This window comes from Acinetobacter sp. ABJ_C1_1, assembly GCF_044684115.1.
GTDB lineage: Bacteria > Pseudomonadota > Gammaproteobacteria > Pseudomonadales > Moraxellaceae > Acinetobacter > Acinetobacter nosocomialis_A.
This window is the reverse complement of record NZ_JBITPU010000001.1, coordinates 269,048-285,479: the sequence shown is the minus strand read 5'-3', so window position 1 is coordinate 285,479 and position 16,432 is coordinate 269,048. Positions and strand designations below refer to the sequence as shown.

General features: G+C 39.5%; 16 protein-coding genes. 4 read left to right on the top strand and 12 right to left on the bottom strand.

The features are described 5' to 3' along the window. Positions 1 to 109: 109 nt before the first annotated feature. From ACG59Z_RS01435 to ACG59Z_RS01420, 4 genes are read left to right on the top strand one after another with little or no spacing between them, the layout of a single operon-like run. Positions 110 to 1,660 carry a circularly permuted type 2 ATP-grasp protein gene (locus ACG59Z_RS01435; protein WP_400197599.1) on the top strand — a complete coding sequence of 517 codons (1,551 nt, stop codon included), beginning with the start codon at positions 110 to 112 and terminating at the stop codon, positions 1,658 to 1,660. A 22-nt stretch (positions 1,661 to 1,682) separates the two neighbouring features. Then, complete coding sequence (locus ACG59Z_RS01430; RefSeq protein WP_400197597.1) at positions 1,683 to 2,279, top strand: alpha-E domain-containing protein; 597 nt, start codon at positions 1,683 to 1,685, stop codon at positions 2,277 to 2,279. A gap of 2 nt (positions 2,280 to 2,281) precedes the next feature. Further along, positions 2,282 to 3,061, top strand: a complete 780-nt coding sequence (locus ACG59Z_RS01425) for a transglutaminase family protein (protein ID WP_263614054.1) — start codon at positions 2,282 to 2,284, stop codon at positions 3,059 to 3,061. 16 nt (positions 3,062 to 3,077) lie between these two features. Then, entirely contained in the window at positions 3,078 to 3,812 is a 735-nt protein-coding gene (locus ACG59Z_RS01420; protein ID WP_263614053.1) for a proteasome-type protease, read from the top strand. Positions 3,813 to 3,869: 57 nt separating this feature from the next. Here ACG59Z_RS01420 and alr read toward each other — a convergent pair whose 3' ends face one another. The 12 genes from alr to ppsA form a co-directional block, all read right to left on the bottom strand. Further along, the gene (alr, locus tag ACG59Z_RS01415; RefSeq protein WP_400197595.1) at positions 3,870 to 4,940 is read right to left on the bottom strand and encodes an alanine racemase; all 1,071 of its coding nucleotides are present in this window, start codon (positions 4,938 to 4,940) and stop codon (positions 3,870 to 3,872) included. A gap of 32 nt (positions 4,941 to 4,972) precedes the next feature. Then, entirely contained in the window at positions 4,973 to 6,418 is a 1,446-nt protein-coding gene (dnaB, locus tag ACG59Z_RS01410) for a replicative DNA helicase (protein ID WP_263614051.1), read from the bottom strand. Positions 6,419 to 6,618: 200 nt separating this feature from the next. Beyond that, positions 6,619 to 7,065: a 50S ribosomal protein L9 gene (gene rplI, locus ACG59Z_RS01405; protein ID WP_000382591.1), complete on the bottom strand. Its 447-nt coding sequence runs from the start codon at positions 7,063 to 7,065 to the stop codon at positions 6,619 to 6,621. An 8-nt stretch (positions 7,066 to 7,073) separates the two neighbouring features. Continuing rightward, positions 7,074 to 7,301 (bottom strand): 30S ribosomal protein S18, encoded by a 228-nt coding sequence (gene rpsR, locus ACG59Z_RS01400; protein ID WP_000090661.1) that lies wholly within the window; start codon positions 7,299 to 7,301, stop codon positions 7,074 to 7,076. Between the two features lie 11 nt (positions 7,302 to 7,312). Next, entirely contained in the window at positions 7,313 to 7,696 is a 384-nt protein-coding gene (gene rpsF / locus ACG59Z_RS01395) for a 30S ribosomal protein S6 (RefSeq protein ID WP_002049107.1), read from the bottom strand. A gap of 182 nt (positions 7,697 to 7,878) precedes the next feature. Beyond that, positions 7,879 to 8,757 carry a heme o synthase gene (gene cyoE / locus ACG59Z_RS01390; RefSeq protein ID WP_151761964.1) on the bottom strand — a complete coding sequence of 293 codons (879 nt, stop codon included), beginning with the start codon at positions 8,755 to 8,757 and terminating at the stop codon, positions 7,879 to 7,881. Positions 8,758 to 8,767: 10 nt separating this feature from the next. Beyond that, the gene (locus ACG59Z_RS01385) at positions 8,768 to 9,097 is read right to left on the bottom strand and encodes a cytochrome o ubiquinol oxidase subunit IV (protein WP_000094534.1); all 330 of its coding nucleotides are present in this window, start codon (positions 9,095 to 9,097) and stop codon (positions 8,768 to 8,770) included. Continuing rightward, positions 9,097 to 9,717 carry a cytochrome o ubiquinol oxidase subunit III gene (cyoC, locus tag ACG59Z_RS01380; RefSeq protein WP_002049203.1) on the bottom strand — a complete coding sequence of 207 codons (621 nt, stop codon included), beginning with the start codon at positions 9,715 to 9,717 and terminating at the stop codon, positions 9,097 to 9,099. The genes ACG59Z_RS01385 and cyoC overlap by 1 nt, the downstream gene beginning before the upstream one ends. Before the next feature lie 4 nt (positions 9,718 to 9,721). Beyond that, complete coding sequence (gene cyoB, locus ACG59Z_RS01375) at positions 9,722 to 11,713, bottom strand: cytochrome o ubiquinol oxidase subunit I (RefSeq protein WP_400197588.1); 1,992 nt, start codon at positions 11,711 to 11,713, stop codon at positions 9,722 to 9,724. Positions 11,714 to 11,716: 3 nt separating this feature from the next. After that, complete coding sequence (cyoA, locus tag ACG59Z_RS01370; protein WP_311087361.1) at positions 11,717 to 12,769, bottom strand: ubiquinol oxidase subunit II; 1,053 nt, start codon at positions 12,767 to 12,769, stop codon at positions 11,717 to 11,719. A gap of 317 nt (positions 12,770 to 13,086) precedes the next feature. Next, positions 13,087 to 13,842, bottom strand: a complete 756-nt coding sequence (locus ACG59Z_RS01365) for an RDD family protein (RefSeq protein ID WP_263614049.1) — start codon at positions 13,840 to 13,842, stop codon at positions 13,087 to 13,089. A 64-nt stretch (positions 13,843 to 13,906) separates the two neighbouring features. Next, positions 13,907 to 16,294 (bottom strand): phosphoenolpyruvate synthase, encoded by a 2,388-nt coding sequence (ppsA, locus tag ACG59Z_RS01360; protein WP_400197585.1) that lies wholly within the window; start codon positions 16,292 to 16,294, stop codon positions 13,907 to 13,909. Between the last annotated feature and the right edge of the window lie 138 nt (positions 16,295 to 16,432).

Here is a 16,432-nt window from a genome sequence, read left to right as displayed (position 1 = left end):
TAGAAGAAAGTTATAACAAAGAAAGCCAATAAGCATTATAGATATATAAGTGGCACTGAAATTGCTTATTTAAAAATGAAATATAGATAAATGATAAGACGAGGTTGCTATGTCAGAACAAGAGAAAGACCTACAAGCCGATATTGATTATTTTTTACAAGAGCAGGCGACCAACGCATTATTTAACCAAACTTCGTTTATAGAAAATCTTTCGGTACAGACGAACTTATTTGAACAGCTAAAATCGCAGTTTTTTAACGAAATGCTAGATGATGTGACATCTAACGGTGCCGCTTCTAAGAAAATTGAGCAATGGTTGAGCATTCGTACTTTAGATGAGCTTAAACAGTTAAATACGGAGGCCAAACAACATTTTCTCTATCACGGTATTACATTTAATGTTTACGGTGATAAAGAGGGTGCAGAGCGAACAATTCCTTTTGACTTAATTCCAAGAGTAATCGAAAAAAAACAATGGGAGAAAATAGCCGCTGGCTGTGCACAGCGAGTGAAAGCTTTAAATTACTTTTTAGATGATATTTATCATGGGCAGCATATTTTAAAGGAGCAGTTAATTCCAGAAAGTCAGATTATTTGTCATGAAGCTTTTCAGCCACATATGCTCAAACATACGCTCAAAGGTAAAATTTATTCTCAAATTAGCGGGATAGATATTATTCGTGACGGTGAAGGTGAGTTTTTTGTACTGGAAGATAATTTAAGAACACCTTCCGGCGTATCGTATATGATTGAAAGTAGAAATATTAGCCAGCAACTTATGCCAGAACTTTGTGCTGCTAATAATTTACAAGGAATTGAACACTACCCAAGCTTATTAAAAGAAATACTTCAAGAAAATTCAGATATTGATCGACCTTTCATTGTAGTTTTGACCCCAGGGCGTTTTAACAGTGCTTATTATGAACATGCCTTTTTAGCACGTGAAATGGATGTGCCCCTAGTTACTAACCGAGATTTATTCGTAGAAAATGATCAAGTTTTTGTAAAAACGATTCGAGGACGTCAAAAAGTTGATGTGATTTATCGTCGTTTAGATGATGATTTTTTAGATCCGCTTGCGTTTAGACCTGATAGTGCTTTAGGTGTAGCGGGCCTAATGTCTGCTTATTTACAGAAAAATGTAGTGATTGCTAATGCACCCGGTACTGGAGTAGCTGACGATAAGTCGATTTATCCATATGTTGACCAGATGATTCAATATTATTTGGGAGAAACACCAATTCTGAAAAATGTACCCACTTATCAGTGCCGTGAAAAAGAACATTTAGACTATGTGCTAGCTCATCTAGATCAATTAGTGATTAAGGAGGCTCAAGGATCTGGTGGGTATGGCATGTTAATTGGTCCTAAGGCGAGCTCATGTGAAATTGATGAATTTAGACAAAAACTGATTGCTACACCGCATGAGTATATTGCACAGCCAACTTTAGCTTTATCTGTTGCACCGACTTTAACCACATCAGGAGTGGCTGAGCGCCACATCGACCTACGCCCGTTTGTATTGAGCTCTCCATATCGCACAGAAATTGTGCCCGGAGGTTTAACTCGAGTAGCCATGCAGGCAGGATCTTTAGTCGTAAACTCCTCACAAGGGGGAGGTATTAAAGATACATGGGTCGTTGAAACGCTACATTCCTAATCGCTGGTTAAAGAGGACATTTATGGTTTTACTCAATTCGAGTGCACACCACATTTATTGGTTGGGCCGTTATTTAATGCGGATTAAATTTGCTGTATCACACTTGCCATTTACAGATGATGAAAAAGCAACTCAATTTGCAGCAGCATTTGGGCTGGTCATTGATCAAGCAGAATTACTGAATTGCTATATGTTAGATACGAAACAAACATATTCGTTACTGAACCAATTCGTTATTGCTAAAGATAATATTCAGGAGTTAAGAGGAATATTATCTTCGAGCGCTTATGCAGAATTGAATCATACGATTAAGTCTATTCAAGCTCATCCTGACTCATTAAAGCAGGCTTTAGCGAAATGTAATCAAATACTCGATGCTGAACATGAAGATATAGCGTTATTTCTGCATTTAGGACAAAAGATAGAACAATTCGATATACAACTACGTTTTCAGCAAGACCTTACAGGTCTTTTACAGGAGCTAGAGAAATTACTTCAACGGTTGAATGATTTAGGATGGAATAGACTTAATCAATCGTGGCAATTATTAAAAGATCATCCGACTTGGGATGCTTATTATAATTTTACTCAGCAGCTGGAATATATGTTCGAGGCATGATTATGAAATTGATGGTTAATCATCAAACGCATTATAACTATACTGAAACTGCGAAAAACAGCATTCAGTATATTAAAATGATGCCTCAAACATCGCTGCATCAACATGTTGTAAATTGGGCAATCAGTGTTCCTGGTGATAAAACACTGAAAAGAGATATTTTTAATAATGTCTGGTTAACTGCTACTCAGCGTTATGAATATCAACATCTCACTTTCATGGCGCAGGGTATTGTAGAGCTTCTAAATACAGAAATAGGTGGGGTAGATGTACCTATACCAACCAATCTATTTCTTCAAAGTACAGAAGTGACTAAATATGATTCTGAAATGTTGGATTTTGCCCAGAAAATTGTAACTGTTAAAGATCGACAGCATATTGCCTTGCTTAGCGAAAATATTTTGCAAAAGATGCCATATCAACCAGATAGTACATCTGTTCATACCACTGCTACACAAGCTTTTCATACAGCTCAAGGGGTATGCCAAGATCATGCGCATGTTTTAATCGCTATGTGTCGTGCGTTACAATTACCAGCACGCTATGTCTCTGGTTATCTATTTGATCAAAACTATCCGCACCTTGCCAGTCACGCTTGGGCGGAGGTATTTTTAGATAATCAGTGGTATTGTTTTGATGTAAGCAATCAATTGTTTACGCCAAAGCATCATATTTATCTGGCAGTTGGTCGGGACTATCTTGATGTTGCCCCAATTCGAGGGGTGCGAGAGCAAGGTGGTATTGAAAATATGATGTCTGTGGTTCAAGTGCTGGCTTGTTGAATGTAAAGAGAACGAAATGACCTATTGTTGTGCGCTGAGATTAGAACAGGGTTTGGTGTTTATAAGTGACACTCGAACTAATGCCGGGGTCGATCATATTTCTGTGTTTCGTAAATTACATACTTTTGGTGTGACGGGAGAGCGGTTTATTGCCTTGCAAACAGCTGGTAATTTAGCAACGACACAAGCGGTTATTGGGCATTTGCAAAATGCGCTTACTTTGCAGCAAGAGCCTAATTTATATAGCATTAATACAATGTTTGAAGTGGCCGATTTAGTCGGTAAAACTTTAAAAAATGTTTTAGAAGATATTAGCTCAGATACTCAAGAACAAATGAATTATGCCTGTAGTATTTTAGTGGGTGGGCAAATCAAAGGCGGCGATATGCAGCTTTATAATGTTTATCCGCAAGGCAATTTTATTTGTGCTACAACGGACACACCTTATTTTCAAATTGGTGAAAGTAAATATGGTAAGCCTATTTTAGATCGTGCTTTATATTATGCGATGCCGTTGGATGATGCACTGCGCTGTAGTTTAATCTCGTTTGACTCAACTTTGCGTTCTAATGTCTCGGTAGGTTTGCCATTAGATGCGCTGGTTTATAGCAAAGATAGTTTTGTAATTCCTATGGGTAAACGGATTAGTGAAGACGACCCATATTTTTCACAAATTAGTCGTCAATGGTCGGATACTTTGCGCCGTGGTTTACAAGAAATGCCAAAACCTACAGATGATTACTGGCGTTAAAAGTGACTTCAAATAAAAAAATCCAAGCAAGCTTGGATTTTTTTATTTATTCAATTATTAAGTGCTTTGACGGACTGGACGAGTACTTAAGCGGCAAAGTAGTTCATAACCAATTGTGCCGTTTGCTTCAGCGACATCATCAACCAAACGTTGATTGCCCCAAAGTTCAACTTGGGTACCAAGCTTTACTTGAGTATTTGTGACATCAATTGCAATCATGTCCATACTTACACGACCAACCACTGGACAAAGTTTGCCATCAATAGCAACAAAGTTTTGCTTTATATAAGCTCGTGGATAACCATCGCCGTATCCAATAGAAACTATTGCGATATCCATAGCCTTTTGAGCGCAAAAAGTAGAACCATAACCAACATGTTCACCAGCTTGAATATGGTTTAATGCAATAACTTCTGCTGTGAAAGTCATGACTGGTTTTAAATCAAGCTCATGTACTGTTTTATCTGCAAAAGGTGAAGCACCGTAGAGCATAATACCCGGTCGTACATAATCAAAATTCAGTTCTGGCCATTTAAAAATAGCAGCTGAATTACAGCAAGATGCTAAAACTGGATCACAAGCTTGTTTAACATGCAAAAATTGCTGTTTTTGTTGCTCATTTAATGGGTGGTCTACATCTGCGTTTGCAAAATGCATCGCGAGTACACATGTAAAACCTTCAGATTTTAAGGTTTTAATTACTTCAATAATTTCTGGATTCTTAAAACCTAAACGGTTCATACCGCTATTTAGTTTAACCCAAACTTTTAAGCCTTGAGCGATATAGGCTTGTTTGTGTTTAATTAACCATTCAAACTGTTGTTGATGGTGAATTACACATTCAAATTTTTCTTCAATTGCGATAGGCATTTCATCTTCAGAAAATACGCCCTCAATTAAAGTCACAGGTTGCTTGAATCCGAATTGTCGGATTTCTAAGCCTTCTTGTAGACAGGCGACACCAAAGGCATCTGAGGCATTTAAGGCTGCTAAACAGTCTTTGACTCCATGTCCGTAAGCATTAGCTTTTACCATACTTACGATTTTTGAATTTGCTGCGAGTTGTTTGACACGGTTTAAATTATATTGAAGCGCTTGGCGATCAATATAAACTGTTGCTTGACGCACCCTCATTTACTCCTTTGGGCTAGAGATAGAGCTTATTCTTCATCATCATATTGGCTGTAATACTCAGGAGAGAGATTACTAAATCGGGTATATTGACCTTCAAAGGCAAGACGAACAGTACCAATTGGACCATTACGCTGTTTACCGATGATAATTTCTGCGGTGCCTGCTTCTTTAGATTCTTTGTTATAGACTTCGTCACGGTAAATGAACATGATTAAGTCGGCATCCTGCTCAATCGCACCCGATTCACGTAAGTCAGACATTACTGGGCGTTTGTTTGGTCGGTTTTCCAGACTTCGGTTAAGCTGAGATAGTGCAATCACAGGGCAGTTCATTTCTTTAGCTAAAGCTTTTAAGCTACGTGAAATTTCCGAGATCTCGCCAACACGGTTGTCACCCATACCCGGAACTTTCATAAGCTGTAAATAGTCGACCATGATACAGCCGATTTTACCATCATGCATTTTGGCAACGCGGCGAGCACGGGCGCGGAGTTCGGTTGGAGGTAAGGCTGATGAGTCATCAATATACAAATGCATTTGCTGAAGTTGCAGGATGGTACCTGTAACTTTAGTCCATTCATCGGCATCTAAGTTACCAGAACGCAAATGTCCTTGGTGAACTTTACCCATTGCCGAAATTAGACGCATTGCAATTGAGTCTGCTGGCATCTCCATAGAAAATACCAGAGCAGGGAGTTGGTTGTATTGTAAGACGCTTTCAACCAAGTTCATTGCAAAGGTAGTTTTACCCATAGATGGACGTGCAGCGACAATAATTAAATCTCCAGGTTGCATACCGGAAGTTTTATTATCGAGTTCTAAGAAGCCAGTCGTTAAACCTGTAATATTTCCATCAAGTTTTGAAAGCTCATCAAGTTTGCTAATAACGTCAGCAGTTACAGAGCTAATTGCTTTAGGACCAGAATCTTTCTTGTTGTTATTATGCTGTTCTGCTAAAGAGAAAATACTGGTTTCAGCCAAATCTAAAATTTCACTAACACCGCGACCTTTTGTGTCATAAGCATTCTGTAAAATTTCCGTACTGACTTTAATCATGCTACGTAGGGTAGAAAATTCTTTAATTTTGGTCGCATAAGTTTCAAGGTTATAGAAACTCGATGGTGAATCAGCCATAAGCTGCATCAAATATTCTTCGCCACCGATTGCACTGAGTAAATTTTGTTTTAAAAGCCAGTCATTCACTAAGACCGCATCGTACGGTGAATTTTCCTGTGCTAGTTTTTCAATCGCGCGATAAATATATTTATGACGAGTGGCATAAAAATCATTTTCTTTGAGTAGATCACTAACTTGCTCAAAAGATTCAGCAACGGTCATCAGCGCAGCAAGCACGGCTTGTTCGATGGCTAAATTGTGTGGGGGAGTGCGAAACTCTTTAAGTTGGCCTGATTCACTCGTCTTATTTTCTGTTGGAGATGAAAGCGTTAAAGAAGTGGCATTCGCCTGAGACATAATTAGACCTGATGATAAAATGTGTACACAAAAAGGGTTTTAAGCCGAGAACTATCTTAAAACAAAAATAAATAAACTACCTAATTAAAAAACCAATTAAACTGAAGAACTGATCAGGAATTAATATATCTAATTTTATTGCATAAATTTAAGAGATAAAAAAAGAGCATGCGTGAGCATGCTCTTTTTTTGATGAGAAATTACTCAGATACGATAGTAACGAGAACTTCTGCAACAACATCATGATGCAATTGGATTGCGATGTTGAATTCACCAGTGTGACGAAGCGCACCGTTTGGTAAACGAACTTCTGCACGGTCAACTGTAAGACCAGCATTCGTTAACGCGTCAGCGATGTCACGAGTACCGATAGAACCGAAGAGTTTACCTTCGTCACCAGCTTTAGCAGTGATAACGATGTTAACTTCGTTCAATTGTTCAGCACGTGCTTGAGCAGCAGCTAAAACTTCAGCTTCTTGCTTTTCAAGTTCAGCACGACGAGCTTCGAAAGCAGCAGTGTTAGCTTCAGTAGCTGCAACTGCTTTACCTTGAGGGATAAGGAAGTTACGGCCGTAACCAGCTTTAACTGATACTTTATCGCCTAATTTACCAAGGTTCTTAATGCGTTGTAATAAGATAACGTCCACAGATCACCTCACTTATGGTTGTCAGTGTACGGAATCAAAGACAAATAGCGAGCTTGTTTGATAGCAAGTGCTAATTGACGTTGATAACGAGCTTTAGTACCAGTGATACGGCTAGGAACAATCTTGCCGTTTTCAGTGATGTACTGTTTTAAAGTGTCGATATCTTTGTAGTCGATGTACGCAACATTCTCAGCTGTAAAGCGGCAGAACTTGCGACGACGGTAAAAACGTGCCATTGATGTTCTCCTTATTCAGCTTCTTGAGCAACTTGCTGTGCTTCTTCGCGTTGAGCTTTACGCGCACGCTTTTCTTCAGCACTCTTAGCAAGCAATGACTCTTCAGTGATTGCGTGTTCACGACGGATGATAAGGTTACGAATGATCGCGTCGTTATAACGGAATAATTCTTCTAACTCATCAAGCGTAGTTTGACCACATTCAACATTCATAAGAATGTAGTGCGCTTTGTGAATTTTGTTAATTGGGTAAGCCAATTGACGACGGCCCCAATCTTCTAAACGGTGAATTTGACCATCAGCTTCTTTGATCTGAGAGATATAGCGTTCAACCATACCTACAACTTGATCGCTTTGGTCTGGATGTACCAAAAGTACGATTTCGTAATGACGCATTGTCAGCTCCTTACGGTTTAAACAGCCCCTAAAAAATTAGAAGCAAGGAGTCATAGCTAAAAATAATAATAGCTACGTCGCAAAAAATGCGAAGGCTGAATTATAGGTAAAAATTAGACTAAAAACAAATCTTTTGATAAGAAATATAAAAAGTTGTTTTTGAGGAGGAAATCCTCCCTTAATTAAAAGAGAGGAAGATTTGGAGCAGGGGATTGATAGGTAAAGCTAAAGCTCAAACTTAACAGGGTAATTAATATGACCGAGTAGAGGAAAAAACGTTTAGCCCATAGTTGGTCGTTTTCGGCTTTAAACCCAATAATCGATAAATAGAACCAGTATGCAGTCAAAGCATTAAAGGTAATTAAAAAGAATACATTGGTATAACCAAAACAATATAACCCATTCAAAACAGCTGCAAATAACAGGATATATATTACACATTCAATTTTTGTACGATAAATAGAACGTGCTACAGGCAAGATTGGAATTCCCGCATTTTTGTAATCATCAAAACGATAAATTGCAATTGCCCAAGAGTGGGGCATTTGCCATAAACCGTATGCTAAAAACAAAAGCAAGGCTGCCACATCAAATTGATGAGTTACTGCTGTATAACCAATAACAGGAGGACTCGCTCCGGAGATACTACCAATAACGGTTTGATGGATTGAGGTACGTTTGGTCCACAAGCTATAAAAACCGACATAGACAACAAAACCAATTACTGCAAACAAAAATGCGTAGCCATTTACACCAAACCACAAAATGCCAAAACCAATTAATCCAAGTACGAATGCATATATAAGTGCAACAGTAGGAGAGATGGTTTTTTTAACAAGTGCACGGTTTTGAGTGCGCTGCATCTTTGTATCAATATCTTGATCAATAACATTATTGACGACACAACCGGAAGCAACAACTAACGTTGTTCCAATCAGAGTGAGCAATAATAATAAGATGTCTATAGAGCCTTGGGCGGCTAAGAAGAAGCCGCCCAAGGTGGTAATGAAATTACCGAAGAGAATTCCTGGTTTAGTCAGGAATAAATACTTTCTCAACATGACAATCAGTTTAGATCATCATATTGTAGTGAAGGTAATTCATAATCCACACAGAACCGATTAAAAGTACAGCGATACATAGGATTGTGTAGATAAATGCAATCATATTCCAACGTTGTTCAGATGATGTATTCATGTGTAAGAAGTACACAAGCTGTACAAGAACCTGAGCAACGGCAGTAATTGCAATCACTGTAACTAAAAGACCGCGGCTAAAACCACCTGCCATCACCATCCCGAATGGGATGATGGTAAGAATAACAGATAGAATAAAACCTACAGTGTATTGCTTAAAGTTACCGTGTGACGCACCAGCAGCATTATGCTCATGACTACTCATTAGAGAACTCCCAGTAAGTAAACGACGCTGAATACACAGATCCAAACGATGTCAAGGAAGTGCCAGAACAAGCTTAAACAAGCAAGACGACGTGTATTCGGTAAAGTCAAACCTTTAGTTTTGATTTGATACATCAATACTAACATCCACACTAAACCAGAAGTTACGTGGATACCGTGCGTACCAACCAAAGTAAAGAACGATGACAAGAATGCACTGTGAGTTGGACCATGACCTTCCTCTACAAGGTGATGGAATTCATAGAGCTCCATACCGATGAAGGTTGCACCAAAAAGGAATGTAATAAATAACCAAGTGATCACTTGATTTACATTCTTTTTATAAGATGCAAGTACAGCAAAACCGAATGTTACCGATGAAATCAATAAGGCAAATGTTTCAGTTAACACGTAGCCTAATGAGTTATGGAACAGGTCATATGCACTTGGAGTCCCTGCTGGAACATGACTGCTTAATACAGCGAACGCAATGAAGAGTGATCCGAAAAGAATCAAGTCACTCATCAAGTATGTCCAGAAACCAAAGACCGTTAAATCTGTATCATCATGTTCATGATGACCATCGTGGCCATGGTTGTCGTGATGAAGTACTTCAGCCATTTCCTTAGTCCTTCTTCAAGTGTTTTTCAAGTAAAGCATAGCGTTCGTTTTCAATACGCTCAACTTCAGCAGCTGGAACATAGTAATCAACATTCTTAGTGAATGAGCTTACGATCAAGCTAACAACAGCTGAAGCGAATGAAACAACAACGAGCCACCAAATATGCCAGATGAGTGCAAAGCCAAGAAGAGTAATGAACATTGCAATGACAAAACCAGCAGCACGATCAGTCGGCATGTGGATGTCTTCATATTTAGTGTTACGTGCGTATGCTACACCATTTTCTTTGTCAGTCCAGAAACGGTCAACACCGCTTGCATCTGGTTCATGCGCAAAGTTATAGAATGGAGCAGGGGAAGAAGTTGCCCACTCAAGCGTACGAGCATCCCATGGATCGCCTGTAAGGTCCATGTTATCTTTGCGTTGTAAGAAACCAACGATGATTTGCATTAAGAAACATGCAATACCAATAGCAACAAGAACAGCACCAAATAATGCAATCGCAAGGTATGGGTCCCATTCAGGGTTGTCATATGTATTCAAACGACGAGTCATACCCATGAAACCAAGGATATAAAGTGGCATGAATGCAAAATAGAAACCAAAGAACCAGAACCAGAACGCAGCTTTACCCCATGCTTCATTGAGCTTCCAACCAAACATTTTCGGCCAGTAGTAAATGATGCCGGCAAACATACCAAACACCACACCACCGATAATTACGTTATGGAAGTGAGCGATCAAGAATAATGAGTTGTGTACTAAGAAGTCCGCAGGTGGAACAGCCATAAGTACACCAGTTAAACCACCGATACCGAATGTTACAAGGAAGCCAAGCGTCCATAACATTGGAGTAGTAAAGGTGATGCGACCTTTATACATGGTGAATAACCAAGAGAAGATTTTCACACCAGTAGGAATCGCAATAACCATGGTCATGATACCGAAGAACGCGTTAACGTTCGCACCAGCACCCATGGTGAAGAAGTGGTGAAGCCATACAACGAACGCAAGAACTGTAATCGCGATAGTTGCATACACCATAGACTTGTAACCGAACAACGCTTTACGAGAGAAGGTTGCAACGATTTCTGAGTATAGACCAAATGCTGGTAATACCAAGATATATACTTCAGGATGACCCCATGTCCAGATCAAGTTCACATAAAGCATTGGGCTACCGCCAAGCTCATTTGTGAAGAAATGGAAGCCGAAGTAACGGTCTAGAGTAAGCATTGCAAGTGTACCTGTTAATACAGGGAATGATGCAATGATTAATACAGCCGTACAAAGTGAAGTCCACGTGAAAATAGGCATGTCCATTAATTTCATGCCAGGTGCGCGCATTTTAATGATGGTAACGAAGAAGTTAACACCAGATAAAAGCGTGCCTAGACCAGAAACCTGAAGTGCCCAGATATAGTAGTCAACACCTACACCAGGAGAATATTGAATGCCAGATAGAGGAGGGTAAGCCATCCAACCAGTCGCAGCAAATTCACCTAATACAAGTGAAAGCATCATTAAACCAGCAGCACCAGCGAATAACCAGAAGCTTAAAGAGTTTAATAATGGGAAAGCAACGTCACGAGCACCAATCTGTAAAGGTACAGAGATGTTCATCATACCTACAACGAGACCCATTGCTACGAAGAAGATCATGATTACACCATGTGCGGTGAAGATCTGGTCGTAGTGGTCAGGATGTAAATAACCTTCGCCGCCGCCTTTAGCGAGGAAAAGTTGTAAACGCATCATGATCGCATCGGCGAAACCACGCAAAAGCATGACAACAGATACGATGATATACATGATACCAATTTTCTTATGGTCTACTGTAATAAACCACTCATTCCACAAATATCCCCATTTTTTGAAATAGGTGATACCGCCAAGCACTGCAATTGCACCAATTGCCATAAGGACCATGGTGACAAGTACGATTGGCTCTGTCGGGATAGAGTCCCAACCCAGTTTACCAAAAATCATATCCATGTCTTATTCCCCTTGAGCAGCGTGTTCAGCTGCAGCATGAGTGTCAGCTGTTGCATGTTCAGCAGAGTGGTCAACACCATGATAGTTACTCATATAATGGTTGATAACTGTTTCAAACAGTTTTGGTTCAACTGAAGAGTAATAAGTCACAGGGTGCGGCTTAGTCGGGAACGGTTTCATCGCTTCTGCTTTAGCAAGCGCTTCTTGATCACCAGCAGCTTTAGCACGATTTACTAAATGCTCGATTTGGTGCTTAGAACGATCGCCATCACGTAAGGTTGCCAATTCAGCTTGGTCAAGCGTAGCTTTTTGAATTGCTTCTGGATTAATGGTTGAACCATTACCTGCTTTAACAGCTGCTACCCATTCGTTGAATTGTTGCTCTGTAACGCTATGCGCTTTGAAACGCATTTGAGAGAAACCATAGCCTGAGTAGTTAGAAGAGAAACCACGATATACACCAGTTTCATTTGCTAACAAATGAAGGTGAGTTTGCATACCTGCCATTGCGTAAATCTGACCGCCTAACTGTGGAATGAAGAATGAGTTCATTGTGAAGTTAGAAGTGATTTTGAAGCTTAACGGAGTTTTTTCTGGGAAACGTACTTCGTTAACAGTCGCAATGTTTTGTTCAGGATAAATAAAAATCCACTTGAACTGTTCAGCAATAACCTGAATAGTTAAAGGTGCTTTATCTGATTCTAAAGGACGGTATGGGTCATACTTGTGGGAACCCCACCAAGTTAACCAAGCTAAAATACCAATAATAATGACAGGGATACCCCATACTACAACTTCAATTGCAGTTGAGTGTGCCCATGTAGGTTTATAGTCTGCATCTTTATTTGACGCACGATATTTCCAACCAAACCATAATGCCATGATGATTGAAGGAATCACCACAAGTAACATTAAATAGATCGCAGTCATCATAAGGTCACTTTGACCTTGACCAACTGGACCTTTAGAGTTTAGAAGTACCATATCACCACCACACCCAGTCAAAAGTGCGGCAAGCGTTGATAAAGACAATACAGCTAAAATCGTTTGTCTCATTTTACAACCTCGGTGAAGAGTCCCATTCCCTAATTAAATATGGGATAGCGATTAAAGTGTCGCATGATTGAGAATGCTAGTCTTAAAAAATTAGACTTCTCAATGATGCGACACCGCTACGTTGTAGGGCATTATGCCTCATATCGACAAACTAAGCTACACATAAAGCAGCTTGAAATAATTGTTTTAAAACCCGATTTTTTTTGTAGGGTATTGAATCGCGATAGAGCTTTTATTTAAATATCAACTCTCTATAGAAAAAAAGGAGGCGGGGTGCCTCCTTTTTTTTAGACATTAAATGAATGAGTCATTCACTATCATTTGATCACTTTTGTTCTTGCAATTTTGTCATGTAGAGCTTGACGCTTTTGTCCTAATGCAAAAGCATAGTCAATAATTGTACTAATTGGCATAAACAGTAAGTTTAATATAATGAAAACGATACTTCTGAGTAAGAAGATACGCGTTAAATTAACTTTGCCATTCGTTTCAGCATCGACAATTCTAATTCCAACAATTTTTTTGCCAATACTTTGTCCAAATTTGGTCAACAAAAATGCTTGAATAGCGAGCATTATTACTACATAGAGTAACATTGTATGCCACGCTTCAATTGGAATAAGTGTAAAAAGCTGCTGTTGAAGTTCAGCTGCTTTAGTTGATGCAACTTCTGCAGACTGCATCTGTTTTTGTAACTCAAAAAGTTGTTTATATTGAGCTTCATTAAAGAAAAAAGATGGAATGGCTGCAATAGGTAGCCAAAGTAATAAGTCAATAATTTTTGCAAGCGCACGAGATGAAATTGAAGCAAGCTCATGTGGTTTAGCTTCAACACGAATTTGCTGAATTGTCTCGTTATAAGGCGTATTTGTATTTGCTGAAAAAGCAGAATAACCCGTAGGTTGATATACAAGTTTACCTTGGGTTAATTCTCCTAAAGCTTTCCATTCTGTCATGCCTTCATGCCAAGCTAAATCAGTGAGTAAAACTTGTTGGCTTGCCAACATTTGATTTAATTGTTCTAAGGTATAAGGCCCAGCTTGTTGATTATTACGTGCCAAGTAAATTTGCATAAGTAAAAATTCTCTATTCTAAAGATGAAAAAAGACCCACGGATGGGTCTTTTTCTATAACAAATTAGATTTGCTTGATTTTTTCTTCAGCAAGGAAGAACCATGTATCTAAAACTGAGTCAGGGTTTAGAGATACTGATTCAATACCTTGTTCCATTAACCATTTCGCAAGGTCAGGGTGGTCAGATGGTCCTTGACCACAGATACCCACATATTTACCAGCTTTGCGACAAGCATGAATTGCCATAGAAAGAAGAGCTTTTACGGCTGCATCACGTTCGTCAAACAAGTGAGAAACAATACCTGAGTCACGGTCAAGACCAAGTGTTAATTGAGTTAAGTCGTTAGAACCGATAGAGAAACCATCAAAATGTTCAAGGAATTGTTCAGCTAACAATGCGTTAGTTGGTAATTCACACATCATGATTACTTTTAAACCATTCTCACCACGTTTCAAGCCATTCTGAGCAAGTAACTCAATTACGCGTTTTGCTTCAGAAACGGTGCGTACGAATGGGATCATGATTTGGATGTTAGTGAGGCCCATTTCATCACGAACTTTCTTAAGTGCACGGCATTCGAGTTCGAAACAATCACGGAAGTTGTCCGAAACATAACGGCTTGCACCACGGAAACCAAGCATTGGGTTTTCTTCTTCTGGCTCGTATAACTTACCGCCAATAAGGTTTGCATATTCGTTTGACTTAAAGTCAGACATACGAACAATGACTGGTTTGTCAGCAAAAGCAGCTGCAAGTGTTGCAATACCTTCAACTAGCTTTTCAACATAGAATTCTACAGGTGATGCATAGCCAGCTGTACGTGTCATTACAGCAGCACGAGTTTCACGAGGTAAGCTTTCAATGTTAAGAAGGGCTTTAGGGTGAACACCGATCATGCGGTTAATAATGAACTCTAAACGAGCAAGACCAATACCTTCGTTTGGAATTTGAGCAAAGTCAAAAGCTCGGTCAGGGTTACCTACGTTCATCATAATTTTGAATGAAAGTTTCGGCATAGACTCAACAGAGTTACGTTGAACTTCAAAGTCTAACGCACCTTCGTAGATGAAACCGGTATCACCTTCAGCACAAGAAACAGTAACTTCTTGACCATCAGTCAATACTTCTGTTGCGTTACCACAACCTACAATTGCCGGTACACCAAGTTCACGTGCAATAATTGCAGCGTGACAAGTACGGCCACCACGGTTAGTAATAATAGCAGCAGCGCGTTTCATTACTGGTTCCCAATCTGGGTCAGTCATGTCTGATACAAGTACATCACCGTCTTGTACTTTGTCCATTTCTTTAATTGAGTTAACAATACGGACTTTACCAGAACCGATACGTTGACCAATTGAACGACCTTCACAAAGTACTGTACCTTTTTGTTTGAGAAGGTAACGTTCCATTGTGCCAACATTTTGACGGCTTTTTACAGTTTCTGGACGAGCTTGAACAATATAGATTTGACCATCGTCACCATCTTTTGCCCACTCGATATCCATTGGAGCACCATAGTGCTGCTCAATAATAAGCGCTTGTTTAGCTAACTCTTGTAATTCGTGGTCATTTAATGCGAACTGTTGACGTTCTTGTTTTTCAACGTCGACAACAACAACAGATTTACCTGCTGAACCTTCTTCACCATAAATCATTTTCTGGTGCTTAGAGCCGAGGTTACGGCGTAATACCGCATGTTTGCCCGCATTTAATAATGGTTTAGATAGGTAGAATTCATCAGGGTTAACGGCACCTTGTACAACCATTTCACCTAAACCGTAAGATGCAGTAATAAATACGACATCACGGAAACCAGACTCGGTATCAAGGGTAAACATTACACCCGCAGCGCCAGTTTCAGAACGAACCATACGCTGAACACCCGCAGACAATGCGACAACATCATGATCGAAGCCTTGGTGTACACGATAAGAAATAGCACGGTCATTATATAAAGACGCAAATACTTCTTTAATGGCGATAAGTACGTTATCAATACCGCGAATATTCAAGAAAGTTTCTTGTTGACCCGCGAAAGATGCATCTGGTAAATCTTCAGCAGTTGCAGATGAACGAACGGCAACCGCGATATCAGCGTTGCCGTTAGAAAGTTCTGTAAAAGCGGCGCGAATTTCTTGTTCTAAGGTTGCAGTGAGTGGAGTCTCTACAATCCATTGACGAATTTTAGCGCCTGTTTCTGCAAGTGCATTTACGTCATCAACGTTAAGCTGTGCAAGTTCTGCTTGAATTCGAGCGTTAAGACCGCTTTGGTCTAAGAACTCACGATAGGCCTGAGCAGTAGTTGCAAAACCACCAGGTACCGATACACCAGCATTTGATAAATGGCTGATCATTTCACCCAAAGATGAGTTTTTCCCACCTACGAGTTCGACATCGTGTTTCCCTAATTTTTCTAGACCGATTACGCGCGCTTCCAAAGTTTTCACTCCACTTTTGCAGTATTAATGTCTATCTTGGCATGAAATTATAAAAATAAAGTGCTTAGTTGAGAATTATACTAAGCGACAGTCATGTAAGATCAGTTTACTATAAAGATTATATAGCACTAAGACAAATGTTTAAGG